General features: G+C 61.4%; 20 protein-coding genes. 13 read left to right on the top strand and 7 right to left on the bottom strand.

The features are described from left to right. Positions 1–5 precede the first annotated feature (5 nt). The gene (gene edd / locus RA24_RS11360; protein ID WP_019297242.1) at positions 6–1,814 is read left to right on the top strand and encodes a phosphogluconate dehydratase; all 1,809 of its coding nucleotides are present in this window, start codon (positions 6–8) and stop codon (positions 1,812–1,814) included. A 3-nt stretch (positions 1,815–1,817) separates the two neighbouring features. Beyond that, positions 1,818–2,468, top strand: coding sequence for a bifunctional 4-hydroxy-2-oxoglutarate aldolase/2-dehydro-3-deoxy-phosphogluconate aldolase (eda, locus tag RA24_RS11355; protein WP_039173949.1), 651 nt, complete (start codon positions 1,818–1,820; stop codon positions 2,466–2,468). 37 nt (positions 2,469–2,505) lie between these two features. Here the strand turns inward: eda and RA24_RS11350 are convergent, their stop codons facing one another. Beyond that, positions 2,506–3,564, bottom strand: coding sequence for a D-cysteine desulfhydrase family protein (locus RA24_RS11350; protein WP_241480935.1), 1,059 nt, complete (start codon positions 3,562–3,564; stop codon positions 2,506–2,508). 166 nt (positions 3,565–3,730) lie between these two features. Between RA24_RS11350 and RA24_RS11345 the strand changes: the two genes are divergently transcribed. Beyond that, positions 3,731–4,399, top strand: coding sequence for a DsbA family oxidoreductase (locus RA24_RS11345; RefSeq protein ID WP_039191569.1), 669 nt, complete (start codon positions 3,731–3,733; stop codon positions 4,397–4,399). Positions 4,400–4,445: 46 nt separating this feature from the next. Here the strand turns inward: RA24_RS11345 and RA24_RS11340 are convergent, their stop codons facing one another. Together RA24_RS11340 and RA24_RS11335 are read right to left on the bottom strand one after the other, a co-directional pair. Continuing rightward, complete coding sequence (locus tag RA24_RS11340) at positions 4,446–5,774, bottom strand: aspartate aminotransferase family protein (RefSeq protein ID WP_039191566.1); 1,329 nt, start codon at positions 5,772–5,774, stop codon at positions 4,446–4,448. A gap of 2 nt (positions 5,775–5,776) precedes the next feature. Further along, positions 5,777–6,553, bottom strand: a complete 777-nt coding sequence (locus RA24_RS11335; RefSeq protein ID WP_019297247.1) for a 3-keto-5-aminohexanoate cleavage protein — start codon at positions 6,551–6,553, stop codon at positions 5,777–5,779. Between the two features lie 295 nt (positions 6,554–6,848). Here RA24_RS11335 and RA24_RS11330 point away from each other — a divergent pair, with 295 nt between their 5' ends. Beyond that, complete coding sequence (locus tag RA24_RS11330) at positions 6,849–8,246, top strand: aminotransferase family protein (protein WP_019297248.1); 1,398 nt, start codon at positions 6,849–6,851, stop codon at positions 8,244–8,246. 289 nt (positions 8,247–8,535) lie between these two features. Here RA24_RS11330 and RA24_RS11325 read toward each other — a convergent pair whose 3' ends face one another. The 3 genes from RA24_RS11325 to RA24_RS11315 all read right to left on the bottom strand — a co-directional run bounded on the left by RA24_RS11325 (position 8,536) and on the right by RA24_RS11315 (position 10,697). Then, positions 8,536–9,567 carry a permease gene (locus RA24_RS11325; protein WP_019297249.1) on the bottom strand — a complete coding sequence of 344 codons (1,032 nt, stop codon included), beginning with the start codon at positions 9,565–9,567 and terminating at the stop codon, positions 8,536–8,538. Beyond that, positions 9,560–9,871, bottom strand: coding sequence for an ArsR/SmtB family transcription factor (locus tag RA24_RS11320; RefSeq protein ID WP_019297250.1), 312 nt, complete (start codon positions 9,869–9,871; stop codon positions 9,560–9,562). Before RA24_RS11320 ends, RA24_RS11325 begins: the two co-directional genes overlap by 8 nt. A gap of 73 nt (positions 9,872–9,944) precedes the next feature. Then, positions 9,945–10,697, bottom strand: a complete 753-nt coding sequence (locus RA24_RS11315; protein WP_039191564.1) for a hypothetical protein — start codon at positions 10,695–10,697, stop codon at positions 9,945–9,947. A 106-nt stretch (positions 10,698–10,803) separates the two neighbouring features. Between RA24_RS11315 and pdxR the strand changes: the two genes are divergently transcribed. From pdxR to RA24_RS11270, 9 genes are all read left to right on the top strand, one after another. Next, positions 10,804–12,264, top strand: coding sequence for a MocR-like pyridoxine biosynthesis transcription factor PdxR (gene pdxR, locus RA24_RS11310; RefSeq protein ID WP_019297252.1), 1,461 nt, complete (start codon positions 10,804–10,806; stop codon positions 12,262–12,264). Positions 12,265–12,530: 266 nt separating this feature from the next. Then, positions 12,531–14,303 (top strand): sulfoacetaldehyde acetyltransferase, encoded by a 1,773-nt coding sequence (xsc, locus tag RA24_RS11305; RefSeq protein ID WP_039149528.1) that lies wholly within the window; start codon positions 12,531–12,533, stop codon positions 14,301–14,303. Positions 14,304–14,307: 4 nt separating this feature from the next. Continuing rightward, on the top strand, positions 14,308–15,054 hold the full coding sequence (locus tag RA24_RS11300) for a sulfite exporter TauE/SafE family protein (protein WP_039191561.1): 747 nt from the start codon (positions 14,308–14,310) through the stop codon (positions 15,052–15,054). A gap of 43 nt (positions 15,055–15,097) precedes the next feature. Further along, complete coding sequence (pta, locus tag RA24_RS11295; RefSeq protein ID WP_039191800.1) at positions 15,098–16,126, top strand: phosphate acetyltransferase; 1,029 nt, start codon at positions 15,098–15,100, stop codon at positions 16,124–16,126. A 96-nt stretch (positions 16,127–16,222) separates the two neighbouring features. Then, positions 16,223–19,045 carry a molybdopterin oxidoreductase family protein gene (locus RA24_RS11290; protein ID WP_039191558.1) on the top strand — a complete coding sequence of 941 codons (2,823 nt, stop codon included), beginning with the start codon at positions 16,223–16,225 and terminating at the stop codon, positions 19,043–19,045. Continuing rightward, positions 19,042–19,806 carry a 4Fe-4S dicluster domain-containing protein gene (locus RA24_RS11285; protein ID WP_039149537.1) on the top strand — a complete coding sequence of 255 codons (765 nt, stop codon included), beginning with the start codon at positions 19,042–19,044 and terminating at the stop codon, positions 19,804–19,806. Before RA24_RS11290 ends, RA24_RS11285 begins: the two co-directional genes overlap by 4 nt. Beyond that, positions 19,806–20,693, top strand: a complete 888-nt coding sequence (locus RA24_RS11280) for a dimethyl sulfoxide reductase anchor subunit family protein (protein ID WP_039149538.1) — start codon at positions 19,806–19,808, stop codon at positions 20,691–20,693. Before RA24_RS11285 ends, RA24_RS11280 begins: the two co-directional genes overlap by 1 nt. A gap of 117 nt (positions 20,694–20,810) precedes the next feature. Next, entirely contained in the window at positions 20,811–21,272 is a 462-nt protein-coding gene (locus RA24_RS11275) for a carboxymuconolactone decarboxylase family protein (protein ID WP_019297259.1), read from the top strand. After that, on the top strand, positions 21,269–22,150 hold the full coding sequence (locus RA24_RS11270; RefSeq protein ID WP_039191555.1) for a sigma-70 family RNA polymerase sigma factor: 882 nt from the start codon (positions 21,269–21,271) through the stop codon (positions 22,148–22,150). The genes RA24_RS11275 and RA24_RS11270 overlap by 4 nt, the downstream gene beginning before the upstream one ends. 122 nt (positions 22,151–22,272) lie before the next feature. Here RA24_RS11270 and dapA read toward each other — a convergent pair whose 3' ends face one another. Beyond that, positions 22,273–23,145, bottom strand: a complete 873-nt coding sequence (dapA, locus tag RA24_RS11265; RefSeq protein ID WP_039191553.1) for a 4-hydroxy-tetrahydrodipicolinate synthase — start codon at positions 23,143–23,145, stop codon at positions 22,273–22,275. Between the last annotated feature and the right edge of the window lie 42 nt (positions 23,146–23,187).

Genomic DNA, 23,187 nt, shown 5'->3' with positions numbered 1-23,187 from the left:
ACCACATGACCCTTCATTCCACACTGGCCGCCGTGACAGAGCGTATCATCCTCCGCAGCGAGGCGTCCCGCGCCGCCTATTTGGACAGGATGCGTGCGGCACAAGGCAAAGGCCCGGCCCGGGCCCATCTCAGCTGCTCCGGCCAGGCCCATGCCTACGCTGCCACTGGTGCGGACCAGCAGGCTTTGGCGGAAGCCTCAACTGGGCACCTGGGAATCGTCACCGCCTATAACGACATGCTGTCGGCGCATCAGCCGTTTGAGACCTATCCTGCGCTTATCCGCGACGCAGTGCGCAAGGCAGGCGGCACCGCGCAGGTGGCGGGCGGGGTGCCGGCGATGTGCGACGGTGTCACCCAGGGTGAGGCCGGCATGGAGCTGAGCCTGTTTTCCCGCGACACGATCGCCATGGCTGCGGGCGTCGCACTCAGCCACAATGTGTTCGACGCCGCGGTGTTCCTCGGTGTTTGCGACAAGATTGTGCCCGGCTTGGTTATCGGCGCCCAAGCCTTTGGCCATATCCCGGCGGTATTCCTGCCTGCAGGGCCGATGACCAGCGGCCTGGCCAATGACGAGAAGGCGCATATCCGCCAGAAATTTGCCGCCGGGGAAGTCACCCGCGAGGAGCTGCTGAAGGCAGAGATGGCGGCCTACCACGGCCCCGGCACCTGCACTTTCTACGGCACTGCCAACACCAACCAGATGCTGATGGAGTTCATGGGACTGCATCTGCCTGGATCGTCCTTCGTGAACCCCGGCACCCCCCTTCGTGAAGCCCTTACGGTTGAGGGCGCCAAGAGGGCGCTGTCGCTCAGCGCCCTTGGCAACAACTACACCCCGGTCTGCGAGGTTCTGGACGAGAAAGCTTATGCCAATGGCATCGTCGGGCTGATGGCAACCGGCGGCTCAACCAACCTGCTGATCCACCTGATCGCCATGGCGCGGGCGGGCGGCATCCTCCTCGACTGGCAGGACTTTGCGGATCTCTCGGAATCTGTGCCGCTGCTGGCCAAGGTTTATCCCAACGGGTTGGCCGACGTGAACCATTTCCACGCCGCAGGCGGACTTGGTTACATGATCGGCGAGCTGCTGAAGGCGGGCCTTCTGCACCCGGACACCAGGACGGTCGCAGGCGAAGGGCTGGAGCACTACACACAGGAGCCGTTCTTGTCAGGGGACGGGCTCACCTACCGCCAGGGCCCAGGGCAAAGCCTGAACGACGCGGTACTGCGCCCTGCCGAAGCGCCATTCCAGATGACCGGCGGGCTCAAGCGGCTGACCGGAAATCTGGGCACCTCTGTTATCAAAGTCTCGGCAGTCGCGAAAGAGCATCAGCTGGTCGAAGCTCCGGCCCGGGTCTTTCATGATCAGGAAGAGGCCAAAGCGGCGTTCAAAGCCGGTGAACTGACCAGCGACGTGATTGTGGTGGTGCGTTTCCAAGGCCCCAAGGCCAACGGCATGCCGGAGCTTCACAGCCTGACGCCGTTCCTTGGTATCCTGCAGGGCCGCGGCCAGAAGGTGGCGCTGGTTACTGACGGGCGGATGTCCGGAGCCTCCGGCAAAATCCCGGCGGCGATCCATGTGGTGCCCGAAGCCCTGGATGGCGGGCCGATTGCCCGGATCCGGGACGGCGACGTTCTGCGGCTCGATGCCGCTCGCGGCACGCTCGAAGTCCTGACAGAAGGCGCAATGGAACGCGAACCGGCCACTGCCGACCTCAGCGCATATCAGCACGGCACCGGCCGCGAGCTGTTTTCCCTATTCCGCCGCTCGGTTGCCTCAGCCGACGAAGGCGCCAGCGTATTTGGAGTTTGAATGATGCGGATTACCCCTCAGGACGCCAGCCTACGCACCTGCGAGATTTGCGCGATGGCGCCCGTGATGCCGGTGCTGGTGGTGGAGGACGCGGCCCATGCCCGCCCGCTTGCCGAAGCACTCGTGGCAGGCGGGCTGCCCGCACTGGAAGTCACCCTGCGCACCGGCGCGGCGCTAGAGGTGATCCGCGAAATGGCAAAGGTGAAAGGCGGCATTGTCGGTGCCGGCACGCTGATCACCCCCAAGGACGCCGAGGCCGCCAAGGAGGCCGGCGCCCAATTCGGTGTCTCGCCCGGCGCCACGGATTACCTTCTGGATGCCTGCGAATCCATCGGCCTGCCGCTCCTGCCCGGCGCTGCCACCGCAACTGAGGCAATGCGGCTGCTAGCCCGCGGCTACGGCATGCTGAAGTTCTTCCCGGCCGAAGCCTCCGGCGGCGCGCCCGCACTCAAGGCAATCGGCGCGCCCTTGCCGCAAATCTCCTTCTGCCCCACTGGCGGTATTACCCCCGCCAATGCCGAAAACTACCTGAGCCTGGGCAATGTAGTCTGTGCCGGCGGCAGCTGGGTTGCTCCCAGTGACCTGGTCCAGGCGCACAATTGGAGCGCGATTGAAGCCTTGGCTTGCGACGCGGCCACGCTGGGTCAAACGTGAACATTTTTCTCCCTGCGGCAGATCGCACGGGACAGGATCAGCAGGTGCTGCCGTGCCCGAACCCAAGCTCATTCTGATAGGCAAATAGCGCCGGTAACCCTCCTGTGTGCAGCAGCAGCACTTTTTGCCCTTTGGCGATAGAACCCGTTTCCAGCAGCCCTAACAGACCGGCAAACGTCTTGGCGGAGTAAACCGGATCCAGAAGGATTCCTTCTGTTATTGCCATGCGCTGTAACGCGGCGCGCGTGGCCGGCCCGGCCCGTCCATAACCGGGGGCGAGCGCACCATCCCAAGTGAGGATGTCCTCGCTTCCAAATGGGCGCGGTGCATTCATCAGATCTGCCAGATTTTGCGTCAATTGTTCGAGCCTGTCTTTTTGCAGCTGTGCATTTCTGCGAACACAGATGCCGTAAACCGGTGCGGTGATGCCGGCACGGCGTGTTCCTATCAGAAAGCCGGCATGGGTTGCGCCGCTTCCAGAAGGTACCACAGCCGCATCAAAGCTGCCGATCTGCGCAGCAAGTTCCTCTGCCGCCAGGACATAGCCCAAGGCGCCTAGGGGTGGATGCCCAAGACCCAGAGGAATGATGTAAGGATTGCAGCCCGCCTTGCGCAGCTCTTCTGCTTGCGCCTCCAGGGCTGCATCGGCTCCGGCTTCATTCTCGCCTTCCGGATAGCTAATGCTTTCCGCACCCAGAATGTCCGACAAATAAATATTGCCGGATCTGTAATAGAGTGGGTCCATCCCTGGCACCCGCTCTTCTCGCTGAAGAATGGCCCGCATCCCAAGTTTTGCAGCAGCCGCAGCAGCTGTTCGGCAAAAGTTCGACTGAACAGCGCCGGTAATCAGGATAGTATCCGCCTGGTCCGCTAGCGCTGCCCCCAGATAAAATTCCAGCTGGCGTGTTTTGTTTCCGCCGAAACTGAGCCCTGTCAGATCGTCCCGCTTGATCCAAAGATCGATTTCTAGCTCGTGCGACAACCGGTCCAGCCTTTCCAGCGGGGTCGGCTGAACCAACAGAGGGGCACGGGGAAAGGCCCGGAAGCAGTCCTTTGTCATGCTCATTTCGGATCCTTCACTATAGCCGTAGTTCACTGCTTCCAACAGTGAAGCCGTCACCGGTTCCGTCAATAATAAATGTTAGCACTGCGACTGAGCTCAGTTTCATCAGCTCTGACTGTTTCAGTTACTGAGACGGTTGCTTTGTCGTGTTTTGCTTCCCATGTGTTCTGAATGCACTGAATCCCCAAGGACCAGCCGGATGACAGAAACAAGTACAACACCAGCCCTTCGAGTCGATATTGTCTCGGATGTCGTCTGCCCTTGGTGTGCTGTCGGCTACAGCCAGCTCGCCTTTGCCGCCCGCCGCGCCGGGGTGGCATTGGATATCCATTGGCAGCCGTTTGAACTCAACCCGGACATGGCGACCGAGGGCGAGCACCTGCGCGAGCACTTGGCCGCAAAATACGGCAGCTCAGATGAACAATCCGCGCAAGTGCGCGCGAGTTTGACTGAAATGGGCGAAGCGCTGGGTTTCACCTTCCGCTTCTTTGACGGCATGCGGATCTACAACACCTTTCAGGCGCATCAGCTGATCGAATGGGCCGAGGGACAGGGCAACGGCCACGAGATGAAGCAGGCGCTGCTGAGCGCGTACTTCACTGATGGCAAGAATATCTCTGATCCAGAGGTATTGGTAATGACCGCCCAGAGCCTCGGCCTAAATGGCGCCGATGCGCGTGCGGCCCTGGAGAGCGGCAAACACGCGGACAGCGTGCGCCAGCGAGAGGCTTTCTGGGTGCAGCAAGGCATCCGCGGCGTGCCTGCGATGGTGTTCGATAGCCGCCATCTGGTGACCGGAGCGCAAGGCGTCGAGAATTACGCCAATATCCTTGAGCAGCTCGGGCACACAGTGAACCCGTTCTCCTGACCGCGGTGCCCGGTTATCGGTCAGGCCGCTCCCTAGTGCTCAAAGATCAGCCCGCAGGAAGACACTGAGCAATCGCCGTTTCCACCTTGTCCACCACCTCAGTGATCTGTTCGCCGGTGATGATATAGGGCGGTGCAAGCAGGATGTGGTCGCCCTTCCGGCCGTCGCGGGTGCCGGACATCGGATAACAGATCAAGCCGGCCTGAAACGCTGCCTTTTTGATTTTCCCAGCCAAACCCAGCCCCGGATCAAAGGGAGCTTTGGTTTCGCGGTCCGCGACCAGCTCCACTCCGCGAAACAACCCGCGACCGCGGATGTCGCCCACGTTCGGGTGCTGGCCAAAGCGCTCCTCCAGCGCGGCTTGCAGCTTCTCTCCCATCTCGGCGCAACGCTGCACCAGCCCGCGCTCCAGCATTGCCTTGACCACAGCCAGACCCGCAGCGGTCGCCACCGGATGGCCGATGTAAGTGTGCCCGTGCTGGAAGAAGCCGGAACCGTGCTCAATCGCCTCGTAGATTCTCTTGGTGCAAAGCATGGCTCCGATCGGCTGGTAACCTGCGCCCAGACCTTTGGCGATACACAAGATATCGGGCGCCACACCGTCGGCCTCGCAGGCAAAGAGATGGCCGGTGCGGCCCATGCCGCACATCACTTCATCAAGAATCAGAAGCACACCATACTTGTCACAGATCTCGCGGATACGCTTGAAATAGCCCTCAACCGCCGGCACCGCGCCAGAGGTGGCGCCAACCACCGGCTCCGCCATGAAGGCCATAACGGTTTCCGGGCCGAGGCGGAGAATTTCCGCCTCCAGCTCATTGGCAACCCGCTGGCCATAGTCATAGCTGCTCTCGCCTTCCGCCTTGCCCACATATTCGTAGCAAGGCGAGATGTGGGAAATTTCGATCAAGAGCGGCGCAAACTGCGTGCGGCGCCACTCGTTGCCGCCTGCTGCCAAGGCACCGAGAGTGTTGCCGTGGTAGCTTTGCTTGCGGGCAATGATGTGGCGGCGCTGCGGCTCGCCGCGCTCCAGGTGGTACTGGCGGGCAAGTTTGATTGCCGCCTCGGTCGCCTCGGAACCGCCAGAGACGAAATAGACCCGATCGATATCTCCCGGCGCGTTGGCCACCAGCAAGTCCGCCAGCTCTTCCGCCGGTTCCGAGGTGAGGAAACCGGTATGGGCAAAGGCCAATTTGCCAACCTGCTCTTGCACTGCCTTGATCACATCGGCGTCGGAATGGCCCAGGCAGGAGACCGCCGCGCCACCGGAGCCGTCGAAATAGCGCTTGCCGCTGGCATCGATCAGGTAACAACCGTCGCCTGCAACAGCAGTGGGCAGGCTGGCTTTGGTGTGGCGGGGAAAGACATGACTCATGATCAGCACTCCTTGAGCGTATGGCCCTGGGCCTTTGCGGCCTGAACGAAGGCGGCGACCGAGGCTGCATTATCTGCAAGAAGCCCGCCCTCTGGTGTTTCGATGTTATTCTCAAATCCGATTCGCGCATCCCCGCCCGTAGCAATTGCAGCCAGCAGGCAGGCGCGTTCATGCCGGCCAAAAGCACAGACAGTCCAGTTGAGACGCATATCCGCCGCAGCGTCACGGAAGGCCGCGAGCCCCCTGGGCTTCGCCAGAACAGGCGGGCTGTACGTGCCCAGAACAAAGATCGCATCGCGCATGACACCCGGAACGGTGCCGTCCTGGTACCAGGCGCGCAGTTGGGCGATGCAGTCCGGACCGTACAGGATATGCTGCACTTCCGTGCCTGCTTCCGCGCACAGGGCATAGGCGCGCGCGGCAAGCTCCGCGTCCCGGGCCATTTCCCTCACCGAGACAGAGGCCGCTGCAGGGCGCAGCTTGTCCAGACAGGTGAACTGGTCCTCCACGTTGTAAAGCCCGGCGCTTTCCGTGGTGATCTGCACCGCCATTGCCGGCGCGCTTTCCCGCACTGCATCAAGGGCTTCACGGTAGCGGCCTGCGTCCAGTGAATGGCGCCCTTCAGCGTCCCGCACATGTAAATGCAAAGCCCTGGCCCCCTCGGAAAAACAAGCGGCGGCGGCCTGTGCTGTCTGTTCGGGCGTCACCGGCAGTTGCGGATGATCCGCACGTGTGCGCCGGGCGCCATTCGGTGCAACCATCAATTTGTACTCTGCCACTGTCTGCCTCCTATGCAGCAAGTCCTGCCGCGATGCAGGCCACGGCCGACGGAACCTTGGGCTATCAGCACAAGCAATCTCAACATCACAACTCCAGAACATTTGTTCTGAAGCAGAGCACATCCGGCGACGCCTTGCCGACGCAAGCTGAACATGCAACCTCTGGACCTAAGCAAGCACATGCTCTGGCCCTAACGAATTCTCGGAATCTGACGTTTCTGGTACATAATACGCCTCAGTAGCCCTGTAGGGTGCCAGGCAGCCTGATTCACTTCTAACGCCGAAAGGACATGTCATGGACGGCACGTTCAACGAAAACGATCTCTCCCGTGTGGTCGAGGCCGACAAGGCCCACATGTGGCACCACCTGTTCCAGCACAAGGCGCTGGAATCCTCCGACCCGCGCATCATTGTCGAGGGCAAGGGCATGCGCGTCTGGGATCAGAACGGCAAGGAATTCCTGGATGCTGTGTCCGGCGGGGTCTGGACCGTCAACGTCGGCTACGGCCGCGAGAACATCTGCAAGGCGGTATACGACCAGCTGATGAAGGTCTGCTATTTTGCGAACTCCGCGGGCTCCATCCCCGGCGCGCTGTTTGCAGAGAAACTGATCTCCAAGATGCCGGGCATGACCCGCGTCTACTACACCAACTCCGGATCCGAGGCCAACGAGAAGGCCTTCAAGATGGTCCGCCAGATCGCCCACAAGAAATATGGCGGCAAGAAAACCAAGATCCTGTACCGCGACCGCGATTACCACGGCTCCACCCTGGCAACTATGTCGGCAGGCGGCCAGGATGAGCGCAACGCTCAGTACGGCCCCTTTGCACCCGACTTTGTCCGCGTCCCGCACTGCATGGAATACCGCAAGCATGAGTTGGGCCTGGAGCATCTTTCGGGCCGCGAATTCGGCATCGCCGCTGCTGACGCCATCGAAGAAGTCATCCTGCGGGAAGGCCCGGAAACCGTTGGTGCCCTGTGCCTGGAGCCGGTGACCGCGGGCGGCGGCGTGATCGAAGCGCCGGAAGGCTATTGGGAGCGTGTGCAGGAGATCTGTAAGAAGTACGATGTGCTGCTGCATATCGACGAGGTTGTCTGCGGCGTTGGCCGTACCGGAAAATGGTTCGGCTATCAGCAGTACGGCATCAAGCCCGATTTCGTGACTATGGCCAAAGGTGTGGCCTCCGGTTATGCGGCGATTGCCTGTATGGTTACCACTGAGGAAGTCTTTGAGATGTTCAAGGACGACACCTCCGATCCGATGAACTACTTTCGCGACATTTCCACCTTCGGCGGCTGCACCGCGGGCCCCGCAGCGGCGCTGGTGAACATGCAGATCATCGAGGACGAAAACCTGCTGGATAACTGCGCAGCCATGGGCGAGCGGATGCTGGACAACCTGCGCAAGCTGCAAGAGAAGCACGCCGTGATCGGCGATGTACGCGGCAAGGGTCTGTTCCTGGGTGCCGAGCTGGTGCAGGATCGCGATACCAAGGAGCCGGTGGACGAGAAGCTGGCCCAGCAGGTCGTCGCGGAATGCGGAGCGCAGGGTGTGATCATCGGCGTCACCAACCGCTCGCTCCCGGGCCGCAACAACACCCTGTGCTTCAGCCCGGCGCTGATCGCCACCGCGGACGACATCGATGCGATCTGCGATGCGGTCGACAAAGCTCTGACCAAAGTTTTCGGCTGACAACCTCTCCCTGTTGGACGAACAAACTGCGCCCCGGATTGTCCGGGGCGTTTTCTTATTTCGTGCCGCCGGTTTAGGGGGCGCGAGGTCCGGCTGCCAAACGGCCCATCCTTGACGCGATTTCTTCAAACAAAAATCGGGAGTGGCCTCTGGACGGCACCACAGTCCACCTCAGGCTATTGAGTAATGACTATCGGCGCCGCGCGAAAGCACGGCGCCTGGCCCAACGGGCAAACTGCAGTCTTCGATTGCTTCTCAGCAGGCGGGAGAGCCCTGCCCTCCGCCCACTTCAAACCAGCTGGAACAGAATACCCGACAGCACGGCACCGCTCACGCCCAGGCTCAGATAGGCTGCAAAAACCTTCGGTTTCACCAGCGACCAGACCGCCGCCATGGCGGGAACAGAGCTGACTGCACCCGCCACCATAAATGCCATGGCCGCACCTGCGCTCATTCCCTGCTCCATCAATCCCGCCAGCAGCGGTGGCGCGACATAGGAGTTAAGGTAGGCTGGCATGCCGACCAGTGCAGCAATGGCAATCGGCAGAACACCTTCACCTCCCACCAGCCCGGCGATCACATCGGCCGGAACATAGTGGACCAGAAGCGACTCCAGAACATAGGCCAGGGCCAGCCATTTCAGCAGGAACAGCCCATTGGAGACTAACTCTTCGCGGAACTTCACCCTGCGGTCGCCCTCGGTCCAAAAGCGCCAGCTCGGCTTGGAATCCGGCTTTGGCCCGCCGCAGCCGCAGCAGCTCTGGGTCTCCTGCTTGCGCAGCGGATTGGTGAATACACCCTGCCCCCGCAGCAGCTTGATGGCAAAGCCGCCAAACAGCCCCAACGCAACGGCAGCCACCGCCTTACCGATAGCGAAGGGCCAGCCCAAAGCCCCTGCGGTGATTAAAAGCGTCGGCGGGTCGATCAGCGGCGAGGACAGCCAAAAGGCCATTACCGCCGACAAGGGCGCGCCCAGCGCCAGCAGCCCGGCAATGAACGGGATCACTTCGCAAGAGCAAAACGGCGCCAGCCCGCCAAACAGCGCGGCGAGGAATATCATCCTAGTTTCACGGCCCTCAAAGGCACGGGCAACCATCATTTCTGCGCCCGTCGCCTTGAGATAGGCGAGCAGCAGCACAGCAAACAGGATGTAGCGGGCCGTACTGCCCAACGCTGTGAGGGCAAACTCCAGAACAGAACGGAAGTTGCCCGGATCAAGGACAGCAGCGCCTGCCAGCAGAGCAATGCTCAGAGCCCAGGGCGTCTTCAGCCCGTTGCCCAACAACTTCGCGCGGCGGGGGCTTTGTGTCAGATCAGCCATCGCTTGTCCCCTTTTTGCCTGCATCCGCGCAGCATTCCTGCAAGATGAAGCCGGCCAGCGCTTCCAGCCGTTTGTAGTCGGCCCGGCAGGAGGTGCTGCGCCCCTCGCGCGCCTGTACCACCACCCCTGCTGCAGCTAGGAACTTCAGATGATGCGCCAGCGTCGAGGGCGCAATGCCGGTGCGGCTCTGGATCTCCCCAACAGTCAGCCCGTGATCGCCTGCGCGTATCAGGCATCGCAGCACTTGCAACCTTGCTTCGGACCCCATGGCCGCAAAGCCCTGTGCAGCCTCTTCCCATTCCATGAATCCAACCCCTACTTGATTCGATATAACTAGTTTTATAGTTATAAAAGCGCATTGCAAGAGGAGAACACCGCTAGCCTATCGAAACCTGCAAATGGATGTGATCGTCATGCCGTGCTGCACGGCAGCCCTGAAAACGCAGCTTGCTGGAACGCAATCCCAGCCGCTCCTGCAGATGCGGTTCCAGAAAAACCTTCTCAACCCTGCCGTCTGCCATCAAAACCTGCAGCAGGCGGCGGGTGCGATCCGTGTCTATATACAATTCCCGCCACATCGGCTGCAGCACCTGAAGATCCCAGCGCAGAGTAAACCAGGCACCGGGACACTCCGACGGCCCCTGCTCAAAGGCAAAATAGCCGATCGGAGACCTGGTAGCCTTGGGCCTGAAACCGGTTGCATCCGCATAGAAGAAAGCGAGATCCGCCTTGCGGCCATCATGGTGGGACAAGTGCGGAAGCAGCGGAAAGCCGGCAACGAACGGAAAATTCGCATCAAGAACCTGCGTGACAGTGCCCGGATAGTCTGCGTCCACCGCTGCTGCCGTGTCCTGCAGAACCTCCGCCAATTCCGGCGACACGTAGTTCCGGTTCATCGCGCAATAGAGCCAGGACTGCACTTGCAGGGAGCTATCTTCCCAGCAACTGAGGGCAACCCGCCCGAATTGCGGCGCAGCCCAAGTGGCGGACAGGCTGAGACCCGCGTAGAGCAAAACGAACGGCACCAGCCTGCGGCGGAACAAGAGTGCCCCAAGCCAGGCAATCCCCCCGAGCTGAGTGAGAAGTGTCAAAAGAACAACGATTGCCAGATGGCCAAGGAATTTAAACATGGCGGCACGCTGGCACCGCACGCCAGCCAGAGCAAGCTGCAGATTCCTCCAAACTGGCCCTAAGTCCAGATTGCGCCCCGTTTAGGTCCACCCTAAGGTGGCCTGCATGGCCATCTCAGTTGACACCTTCTTTCTGAACCCGGACGCCCAGGGAACCTTGCAGGCCCAGATCCAGGAAATGATTGCCGAAGGCATTCTGTCCGGCCGCTTCCGGGTTGGGGAGAAACTGCCGTCCTCGCGCAAGCTGGCAGCACACCTGGGCATCAGCCGGATCACTGTCACGCTGGCCTACACTGAATTGCTGGCCAATGACTACCTCACCTCACGCGGGCGGTCCGGGTATTTTGTCTCTGACAATGCACCGGTGCCGCCCTCCTATACGCCGCAGCAGAAAACTGGCGATACGCTTGACTGGGGCAAGGTGATGGCACGCAGCTTCACCGGCGGCGACACCCCGCGCAAACCGCAGGACTGGCGCGAATACCGTTATCCCTTCATCTATGGCCAGGCAGACGCCTCGCTTTTTGACCACGCCAACTGGCGGCTTTGCGCCCTGCGTGCATTGGGACAAAAAGACTTCTCTGCACTGGCCAATGACTATTTTGACCAGGACGACCCGCTGCTGATCGAATATATCGCCCGGCACACACTGCCACGGCGCGGGATCACGGCACGTCCAGAAGAGATCCTGATCACGCTCGGCGCCCAAAATGCACTTTGGATCACCTGCCAATTGTTGCTGAACCGCGGCCGAAGGGCGGCGGTGGAAGACCCGGCCTACTACACTCTGCGCGACCAGGTAGTACAGACCCGATGCCAGGTCGATTGTATTCCAGTGGATGAGCGCGGCCTCCCTCCCGGAAGCATTCCCGACGATACAAACGTTATCTTCTGCACGCCCAGCCACCAGAGCCCGACCACCTTTACGATGCCGATGGAACGGCGCAAAGAACTGCTTCAGCGCGCCAGTGAAATTGATGCCGTTATCGTCGAGGACGATTACGAGTTTGAGATGTCCTTCCTTGGTGCGCCCTCTCCATCACTTAAGTCTCTCGATACCGAAGGCCGGGTGATTTATGCGGGCAGTTTCTCCAAGTCGCTTTTTCCGGGTCTGCGGCTTGGCTATCTGGTCGGCTCGGAGCCATTTATCCGCCAGGCCCGCGCCTTGCGGGCCAGCGTGCTCCGGCATCCGCCCGGACACGTCCAGCGTACCGTCGCATATTTCCTCTCTCTCGGCCATTACGACGCGCAGATCCGGCGCATAGCCAAGGTTTTGCACGACCGGCGCGCCGTTATAGAGGATGCGATCCGCAAGCATGGATTGACCATTGCCGGCGTCGGCAGCTTTGGCGGTTCGGCTTTGTGGATGCAGGCACCCGAGGATGTTGACGCCACTGCAGTGGCAGAGCGGCTGCGCGCGAAAAGTGTGATCATCGAACCCGGGGCCCCCTTCTTTTCTGCGGAGCACCGCAAGCAGAATTTTTACCGGCTTGGCTATTCCTCGATTCCTGCAACCAGAATTGAACCAGGTCTGGCATTGCTGGCCCAAGCGCTGAAACAGCGCTGAGCGGGTTTCCTCCCCTCGCGCACCCAAGGTGAAAAAATGATACCAGAAGTATCATCTGTCGATACTTGATATTTTTGAGCTCCAGCAGGCGTGACCGGCTGAACCTTATGTGAAAAAACCGTCCGGCTATTTTCATGAGTCCATATTTGGACCTATTCCAGTGGATCAACTGGCCCTAACCGGACACACCACTGCCCCCTAAACCAGAGTCAATTCCCGGCAGTCTGGCCCGGGCGGAATATGCGTCTCACTCAGGAGCAAAACCCATGAAAATGACCACCGAAGAAGCCTTCGTCAAAGTGCTTCAGATGCACGGCATCGAGCATGCCTTTGGTATTATCGGCTCGGCCATGATGCCGATCTCCGACATCTTCGAGCCGGCGGGCATCACCTTCTGGGATTGCGCCCACGAGGGATCCGGCGGTATGATGGCAGACGGTTATACCCGCGCCACCGGCAAGATGTCGATGATGATCGCGCAAAACGGCCCCGGCATCACCAACTTCGTCACCGCTGTCAAAACCGCTTACTGGAACCATACCCCGCTGCTGCTGGTTACCCCGCAAGCCGCAAACAAGACCATGGGTCAGGGCGGCTTCCAGGAAATGGAACAGATGCGCATGTTCGCTGACTGCGTCTGCTACCAGGAAGAAGTGCGCGACCCGTCCCGCATGGCAGAGGTCCTGAACCGCGTGATCATGCAAGCCAAGCGCAACTCTGCTCCGGCCCAGATAAACGTGCCGCGCGACTACTTCACCCAAGTCGTCGACATCGAGCTGCCGGCGGTCGTCGACTTTGAACGCCCCGCAGGCGGCACCGACGCCGTGAATGAAGCGGCTGAACTGCTGTCGAACGCAAAATTCCCGGTCATCCTGAACGGTGCCGGCGTTGTCATCGGCGGCGCGATCCCGTCCTCGATGGCCCTGGCCGAACGCTTGGACGCGCCGGTCTGCGTTGGCTACCAGCACAATGACGCCTTCCCCGGCTCGCACCCGCTGTTCGCTGGCCCGCTGGGCTACAACGGCTCCAAGGCCGGCATGGAACTGATCTCCAAAGCCGACGTCGTTCTGGCCCTGGGCACCCGCCTGAACCCGTTCTCGACCCTGCCCGGCTACGGCATCGACTACTGGCCGACCGACGCGAAGATCATCCAGGTTGACATCAACCCGGACCGCATCGGCCTGACCAAGAAAGTCACCGTCGGCATCGTCGGCGACGCCAAGCAGGTTGCAGACACCATCCTGGGCAAACTGTCCGGCACCGCAGGCGACGAGGGCCGCGACGAGCGCAAGGCGCTGATCGCACACACCAAATCCTCCTGGGCGCAGGAACTGTCCTCGATGGACAGCGAGCAGGACGATCCCGGCACCACCTGGAACGAGCGTGCCCGCGCTGCCAAGCCTGACTGGCTGTCGCCGCGCCGTGCATGGCGTGCGATCCAGGCCGGCCTGCCGAAGGATGCGATCATCTCCTCCGACATCGGCAACAACTGCGCCATCGGCAACGCCTACCCGTCCTTCGAGGAAGGCCGCAAGTACCTGGCCCCCGGCCTGTTCGGCCCCTGCGGCTACGGCCTGCCGGCGGTTGTCGGTGCGAAAATCGGCTGCCCAGACGTTCCGGTTGTCGGCTTCTCCGGCGACGGCGCCTTCGGCATCGCAGTGACCGAGCTGACCGCAATCGGCCGCGAAGAATGGCCCGCCGTGACCCAGGTTGTCTTCCGCAACTACCAGTGGGGCGCGGAAAAGCGTAACTCCACCCTGTGGTTCGACGACAACTTTGTCGGCACCGAGCTGGACACCCAGGTGTCTTATGCCGGTATCGCCAATGCTTGCGGCCTGAAAGGTGTGATTGCCCGCACTCAGGAAGAGCTGACCGACGCCCTGCGCCAGGCCTGCGAAGACCAGAAGAAAGGCATCACCACCCTGATCGAAGCGATGATCAACCAGGAACTGGGCGAGCCCTTCCGCCGCGACGCGATGAAGAAACCGGTTCAGGTTGCAGGCATCAGCAAGGACGACATGCGTCCGCAGAAAGTCTAAGACCATGGATTTGCCCTTTGACCTGTCCACCGGCCAAGGGGCATTTTTGGCCGCCGCGTTATTCACGGCGGCCGTTATCCGGGGCTTCTCAGGTTTCGGATTTTCCGCGATTTTCATCATTTTGGCAGCCTTGACAACCAACCCGCTGCCGCTGATCCCGGTGGTGTTTTCCTGCGAAATTGCCATGACCGCCTTTCAGGCACGGGACATCCGCCCGCATATCGACTGGCACCGGGCCATTGCCCTGCTGGCAGGCGCCGCCATCGCCACCGTGCCCGCCATCGCTATCATGGCGCGGCTGGGGGAGCAGGAAGCCCGGCTGGCAATCTCGAGCCTGATCCTGGTCCTCAGCCTGGTTCTGCTGAGCGGCTGGCAACTGGAGCGCCCCGTGGGGCGCAACGGCAATGTAGGCGTAGGTGCCATTGCAGGCATTGCCAACAGTGCCGGCGTCGGTGGCCTGCCCGTGGCGGCCTTTCTAACCGCGCAGCCGGTTCCGCCTGCGGTGTTCCGGGCCACGATGATCGTGTTCCTGACCGGCATTGACCTGATGGCGCTTCCGGTTATGGCCGCAAACGGACTGGTCGGACCGGAAACCCTGACGGGCATCCTGCTGGCCTTTCCCATTCTGGGCCTCGGCATCTGGGCCGGGTCCCATAGTTTCAAGGCGGTCTCGCAAAGGCTGTTCCGCCGCGCGGTGGTTCTGATGCTGACCGCGCTTTCGCTGATCAATATCGCGCGGCTGGCGTTCTGATACCCGCCCTGCCCCGAAACCGTTGTTACAGGACCTGACCCTCGTGACCCAAACCTTGTCCCCGCTCGAACTGCTGAAGGCCGAAGCCCCGGCGACCCGTCCAGTTGTTGCGCTGAGCGAGGGCACTGACCCCCGTGTGGTTGCAGGCGCTCTGGCCGCGCATCAGGCCGGCATCGCCGATGTGATCCTGGTCGGCCCGCAGGCTGAAGTCGAAGCCGCGCTGCAAGCCGAGGGCGCCGAAGCCAGCGAAGGCGTCGCGATCCACGACCCGGCCGCCTCGGATCTGACTGCAAGCTTTGCGGTAGAGTACTATGATCTGCGCAAACACAAGGGCGTGGATGAGGCAAAAGCCCGAGCTGCAGCTGAAACCCCGCTAGTCTATGCCGCCATGCTGGTACGCTTGGGTCATGCCACCGGCACCGTCGGCGGTGCCGAGCATACAACCGGCGACGTGGTGCGCAGCGCGATCCAAGTAATCGGTATGGCGCCGGATGCAGGCATGGTCTCTTCCTTTTTCCTGATGTACCCGCCTGCAAGCGCGCCAGAGGATGCCCGCGCGATGCTCTATTCCGACTGCGGACTGGTGATTGACCCAAGTCCCAATGAAATGATGTCGATCGCCGCTGCCTCTGCACAGTCAGCCAGCACACTTATGCGGGTGGATCCTAAGCTGGCCTTTCTCAGCTTCTCCACCAAGGGCAGCGCCAAGCACCCGGCAGTGGACAAGGTGACTGAAGCCCTGGCGCTGTTCCAGGACACACACCCGGACCTGCCAGCCGATGGCGAACTGCAATTCGATGCCGCCTTCGTACCGTCGGTGGGTGAACGCAAGGCACCCGGCTCCGGCGTCGCAGGCCAGGCCAACGTGATGATCTTTCCCAACTTGGATGCCGGTAACATCGGTTACAAAATCACCCAACGGCTAGGCGGCTACTCCGCCATCGGCCCGGTTCTGCAGGGACTGGCCAGACCCGCCAACGACCTGTCGCGCGGCTGCAGTGCCGAGGATGTCACCCAGATCATCGCCGTCACCATCCTGCAGGCTACGGGCGCCAAGCGCCCGGAAATTTGAACAAATGTTCCAAAAGACTAAACCGTTGCAGAACACTATTCCCATATTGAGGCTTTCCGTCATACGGTCGCCCGAAACACCCAACAGGACCCGCCCATGACTCATCAGCAGCCAATCCTGAACACCTCGCCTAAGGTTTCGGATGAGATCCGGAAGACCACCTGCTACATGTGCGCCTGCCGCTGCGGCATTAATGTGCATATGAAGGACGGCAAGGCCGCCTACATCGAGGGCAACCGCGACCACCCGGTCAACAAGGGTGTTTTGTGCGCCAAAGGGTCTGCAGGCATCATGCAGGTCAACGCCCCCTCTCGGCTGAGGGCGCCAATGATGCGAACCGGGCCGCGGGGGTCGGGGCAATTCAAGGAAATCACCTGGGACGAGGCTCTGGCCATTGCCGTGGGCTGGCTGGAACCGATCCGCCATGAGGCACCGGAACAGCTGGCGTTTTTCACCGGGCGCGACCAGTCGCAAAGCTTCACCAGTTTCTGGGCGCAAAGCTATGGCACGCCGAACTATGCCGCGCATGGCGGCTTCTGCTCGGTCAATATGGCGACCGCTGGCATCTACACCATGGGCGGGGCGTTTTGGGAATTCGGCCAGCCCGACTGGGAACACACCAAGCTGTTCATGCTGTTCGGCGTGGCAGAGGACCACGACTCCAACCCGATCAAGATGGGCATCGGCAAGATCAAGAAGCGCGGTGCGCGGGTGATCGGCGTCAATCCGATCCGCTCCGGCTATAACGCGGTGGCGGATGACTGGGTCGGCATAACTCCCGGCACTGACGGCCTGTTTATCCTGTCGATGATCCACGTGCTGATGAAGGCTGGCAAGATCGACCTCGACTATCTCAGCCGCTTTACTAACGCGCCCGTGCTGATCAACGCGTCAGAGGGGCCGGACAAGGGCCTGTTCCTGCGCGACGACGATGGCAAGATGCTGGTCATCGACCGCAATACCGGCCAGCTGACCCCGTTTGACCAGCCCGGCGTGCGCCCGGACCTGTCGGCGGTCTACGAAAAAGACGGCGCCATCCATCGCCCGGTGTTCCACCTGATGGCCGAGCGCTACCTGGCGGATGAATACGCCCCTGAAGCGGTGGCAGACAAATGCGGCATCCCGGCGAAACGCATCCGCGCCATTGCCGGTGAACTGGCCCGCGTCGCCTTTGACGAGGCGTTTGAGCTGGATGTCGAATGGACCGACTTCCGCGGTGAGAAACACTCCAAGATGACGGGCCGCCCGGTCTCGATGCACTCGATGCGCGGGGTTTCGGCACACGCGAACGGCTTCCAGACCTGCCGCGCGCTGCATGTGCTGCAGATCCTCTTGGGCACCGTCGAGGTTCCCGGCGGCTTCCGCTTCAAACCGCCCTACCCCAAGCCGGTTGAGGCGCACCCGACACCGCACTGCAAATCTACGCCCGACACCCCTCTGGACGGCCCGCACCTGGGCTTTGTCCGCGGCCCGGAGCACCTGGCATTGAAGGAAGACGGCAGCCCCGCACGCATCGACAAGGCCTTCACCTGGGAAAACCCAATGTCGGCCCATGGCCTCATGCACATGGTGATCTCCAACGCGCATGCGGGCGATCCCTACAAAATCGACACGCTGTTCATGTACATGGCCAACATGTCGTGGAACTCCTCCATGAACACCAAGGGTGTAATGGAGATGCTGACCGACAAGGATGAAAACGGTGATTACAAGATCCCGCATATCATCTACTCGGATGCCTATTCGTCGGAGATGGTGGCCTTTGCCGATCTGATCCTGCCCGACACCACCTATCTGGAGCGCCACGACTGCATTTCGCTGCTGGACCGCCCGATCTGCGAAGCGGATGCAGCGGCAGATGCCATCCGCTGGCCGGTGATTGAGCCGGACCGGAATGTCCGCGGCTTCCAGACGGTGCTGATCCAGCTCGCCAACCGGATGAAGCTGCCGAACTTCACCAACGAGGACCGGACGCCCAAGTGGAAGGATTACGCCGACTACATCGTCAACCACGAGCGCAAGCCGGGTATCGGCCCGCTGGCAGGCTTCCGCGGTGAAAACGGCGACAAGGAAGGCCGCGGCGCAGTGAACCCTGAGCAGCTGGACAAATACATCGAAAACGGCGGTTTCTACGTCGCCCACATCCCGGAAGGTGCCGACTACTACAAACCTTGGAACACCGCCTATCAGGACTGGGCGGTGGGCATGGGCATCTATGACAGCCCGCAGCCCTATCTGTTCCAGCTTTATGTGGAGCCGATGCGCAAGTTCCAGCTGGCTGCAGAGGGCCACGGCGAACGCCAGCCCCCCGAGCATCTGCGCCAGCGGGTGAAGGACGTCATGGACCCACTGCCAATCTGGTACGAGACCGACCAGCAAGGCAACGAGGGTTTTACAGTCAACGCGCTAACCCAGCGCCCGATGGCGATGTACCACTCCTGGGGCACCCAAAACGCCTGGCTGCGGCAGCTGCATGGACGCAATCCGCTATATGTCCCAACCAAGCTGATGCGCGAGCATGGGCTGCAGGACGGCGACTGGGCCAAGGTCACCTCGCCGCACGGGGAAATCACCGTGCCGGTGATGGAGATGGCGGCACTCAATGACAACACCGTCTGGACCTGGAACGCCATCGGCAAGCGCAAAGGCGCATGGGCACTGGAACAGGATGCGCCGGAGGCCACCAAGGGCTTCCTGCTCAATCACCTGATCCACGAGTTGCTGCCCGCCAAGGGCGACGGCATGCGGTGGGCGAACTCAGACCCGATCACCGGCCAGGCGGCCTGGTTCGACCTCAAAGTCAAAATCGAAAAGGCCGCGACGCCTTCTGACCTGCAGGAAAGCCAGCCGGCCTTCCCGGCGCAAGAGTCCCCGGTCGGCACCGGCCCGAAAGAACTGAAGTGGAAAGTAGGCAAATGACCGAGCTCCCCAACTCCACAGAACGCAAGATGGGCCTGGTCATCGACCTGGACACCTGCGTCGGCTGCCATGCCTGCGTGATCTCCTGCAAAGGCTGGAACACGGAAAACTACGGCGCGCCGCTCAGTGATCAGAATCCCTATGGCGGCGATCCTTCAGGCACCTTCCTGAACCGGGTTCACTCCTATGAGGTGCAGCCTGCGGACGGCCATGCGCAGCTAATTCATTTCCCCAAGTCCTGCCTGCACTGCGAGGACGCGCCCTGCGTCACCGTCTGCCCCACCGGCGCCAGCTACAAGCGCGCCGAGGACGGCATCGTGCTGGTGAACGAGGACCACTGCATCGGCTGCGGCCTTTGCGCTTGGTCCTGCCCGTATGGCGCGCGGGAACTGGACTTGGCCGAGGGCGTGATGAAGAAATGCACCCTCTGCGTTGACAGGATCTATAACGAGAACCTGCCGGAGGTGGACCGCATCCCCTCCTGCGTGCGCACCTGCCCCGCAGGCGCGCGGCATTTCGGCGATCTAGGCGACCCGGACAGTGATGTCTCTAAACTGGTGGCAGAGCGCGGCGGCATGGACCTGATGCCGGAAATGGGCACCAAACCGGTAAATAAATACCTGCCGCCCCGCCCCAAGGACCAGATAGAGGAGCAGATCGACATTCTCGCCCCGCTGCTTGCGCCGGTTGCTGAGGAGCCGCAGGGCTTCATGGGCTGGCTGGACAAGGCCCTCGACAAACTTCCGGGAGGAGCGAACTGATGCATCCTGCACCCTCAGTCATCATCTTTACCACCCTGTCGGGTCTGGGTTTTGGCCTGCTGTTCTTCCTCGGGCTCGGTCAGCCAGCTGTGACCGGCACAGTAGCCTTCGTGTTCTATGCCATTGCCTTTGGCCTGGCCTGCGGCGGCCTGCTGGCCTCGACCTTCCACCTGGGCCACCCGGAGCGCGCCTGGCGTGCCCTCACCCAGTGGAAAACCAGCTGGCTCAGCCGTGAAGGCGTCTGCGCGGTCGGAGCTCTGATCGTCATGGGCTTTTATGCGCTTGGCGCGGTCTTCATGGACAGCCAGTGGACTCTGCTGGGCTGGATCGGTGCGGCATTGAGCCTGGCCACCGTCTTCACCACCTCAATGATCTACACCCAATTGAAAACCATCCCGCGCTGGAACATGGAATTGACGCCTGCAATGTTTCTGTCTTTCAGCCTGGCAGGCGGCGCGCTGCTGGCCGGAGCGGAGTCGGTGGCGCCCTGGCTGCTGGCCATCGCAGGCGCGGTGCAGCTGGCCTATTGGACCAAGGGCGATAAGGCGCTTGAAAACTCTGGCACCAGTCTGGGCACCGCCACCGGCCTTGGCGACCGCGGCGCGGTCCGCGCCTTTGAACCGCCGCACACCGGCTCCAACTATCTCTTGCGCGAGTTTGTGCATGTGGTCGGCCGCAAGCACGCGCAGAAGCTGCGGATGATTGCCTTTATCCTCGGCTTTGCCCTGCCGCTGCTGCTGATCTTGACCCCGGTTCAGGGCATCGTGATCAAGCATGTGTTTGCCGCCCTCGCGGTGCTGTCACATCTCGCAGGCGTCGCCACCTCACGCTGGCTTTTCTTTGCCCAGGCCGAACATGTGGTTGGCCTCTACTACGGCAAACGCTGATATCTACCGGGGCGCCGAAGGGGCGCCTCAATTTTTTGAAGTATTTTTTACCGTAGGTGTCACAAACGCCCTGGCTGCCTCGTCCTGTTCCTGAAGCGATTAGAAAGGAACAGAACTATGACCCAACGCCTAGACTACTTCGCCATTGCTCCCGAACTGTTCCAGCCGATGCTGGAGCAGGAGAAGCTGTTCAAGGACAGCACGCTGGAGCACAGCCTGGTGGAACTGGTGAAACTGCGGGCCTCGCAGATCAACGGCTGCGCCTTCTGCATCCACATGCACAGCCACGACCTGCGCGCACATGGTGAAAGCGAGGACCGGATGCAACTGCTGAATGCATGGCGGGAATCCTCTCTCTACTCGAAGAGGGAACGTGCCGCGCTGGCCTGGTGCGAAGCGCTGACGCGGGTGGAAACAACCGGTGCCCCGGATGCGGATTACGAGGAAGCAACCAGGCTGTTCTCTCCACGTGAGCAAGTGGTGCTGACACTGTTGATCAGCGCCATCAACGCATGGAACCGCATTGCAATCGGCTTCCGCACCCCGCATCCTGCCGCTGAGGAGGCCAACGCCGCGTGACAGCTCAGGAAAGGGACGAAGGAACCGACGCGTTCCTGACAGCGCGGCCGCGATTGTTTGCGGCCGCCTACCGGATGCTGGGCACGGTCAGCGACGCCGAAGACATCCTGCAGGATGCGTTCCTGCGCTGGCAGACAGCACCCCGGAAGGACGTGCAGGACCCTACAGGCTACCTGATGCGGATCACCACCCGGCTGTGCCTGGACCAGCTGAAATCGGCCCGGGTGCGGCGCGAGACGTATCCCGGCGAATGGCTGCCGGAGCCTCTGCTGACCGAGGACGTGGCTGATCAGTTGGATCATGACGTCTCGATTGCCCTTCTGCTGGCACTGGAAACCCTTTCACCGCTGGAACGCGCTGCCTTCCTGTTGCATGACATCTTTGACAGCTCATACGGTGACATTGCCACCGCCCTCAACCGCACCCCTGACGCTTGCCGGCAGCTCGCTGCGCGGGCACGGCGCAAAGTGCAGAAGCTGCGGCCAGAGCGCCCCGCGGACCCGGATCAGGGGCGGGAATTGACCGAGGCCTTCTTTCGCGCGTCCAGAACCGGTGACACAGCAACGCTAACCCAGCTTCTGGCGCAGGATGTGCAGCTGATCTCTGACGGCGGCGGCAAGGCGATGGCCGCCCTCAATCCGATTTACGGCCGGGACAAAGTGCTGCGGCTCATGGAAGGTATCGCACGCAAGTTTGCCAACACGCTTCCGAAACGCTGGCGTTTTTGCCGCCTGAACGGCCTCCCGGCAGTGCTGAACCAAGCGGAGGACGGTATCCTGCAGGCGACGTCTCTGGAAATCACGAATGGCAGGATCACAAAGATCTATGTGACCCGCAATCCAGACAAAACCCGGCATCTGGCTGGTGCTCTGGACTAAAGGGGTCAACCCCTCTTGTCCTAGTAGAGCAATTCAACCCGGAGCGTTTCAAACCAGAAAGAAGCAAAAAGGGCGGCACTCCAGTGGAGGCCGCCCTGACGGGTTCGATCTTTGGAGAGGAGTTACAGCAAGCCAGCGTGCAGCATGGCTGCATCAATCGCTGCTTTGGTGCTGTCTTCCAGCGTGGTCAGCGGCGAACGCACCTCTTCGCTGCACATGCCAAGCTTGGACAGACCGTATTTCGCCCCTGCAAGGCCTGGCTCGATGAAGATCGCTTCATGCAGCGGCATCAGCCTGTCCTGATACTCCAGCGCCGTGGCATAGTCGCCTGCCAGCGTGGCGGCCTGGAACTCAGCACAAAGTTTTGGCGCAACATTTGCGGTCACCGAGATACAGCCAATGCCGCCGTGCGCGTTGAAGCCCAGCGCGGTGGCGTCTTCACCGGACAGCTGCACGAAGTCCTTACCACAGGCGGCGCGCTGCTGGCTGACTCGGGCCAGGTCGCCAGTGGCGTCCTTCACCCCGATGATGCGCGGCAGCTTGGCCAGCTCGCCCATGGTCGCAGGCGTCATGTCGACAACCGAACGGCCGGGGATGTTGTAAATGATGATCGGCAGCTCGGCGCAGTCATGGGCGGCCTGGAAGTGCTGCACCATGCCGCGCTGGGTCGGCTTGTTGTAATAAGGGGTCACAACCAGCGCCGCATCGGCACCAACCTTCTTGGCAAACTCGACAAAGCGAATCATCTCAACAGTGTTGTTTGAGCCTGCACCCGCGATTACCGGCACCCGGCCGGCTGCTGCCTTTACCGTTTCTGCGATGACCATCTCATGCTCTTCGTGGGTCAGGGTCGGGCTTTCACCAGTGGTGCCGACAGGCACCAGGCCGGTAGAGCCTTCGGCAATCTGCCATTCCACCAGACGTTTGAGCGCATCCAGATCCAGCTCGCCGTTCGAAAACGGGGTAACGAGTGCTGGCATAGAGCCTTTAAACATGGGCACGCTCCCTTCGCTGCAGGTGCAGGCGGCAATCCGCCG

Source organism: Leisingera sp. ANG-M6, from assembly GCF_000813905.1.
Taxonomy (GTDB): Bacteria; Pseudomonadota; Alphaproteobacteria; order Rhodobacterales; family Rhodobacteraceae; genus Leisingera.
Note: the sequence above shows the minus strand (reverse complement) of the source record. Positions and strands in the feature narration are given on the sequence as shown.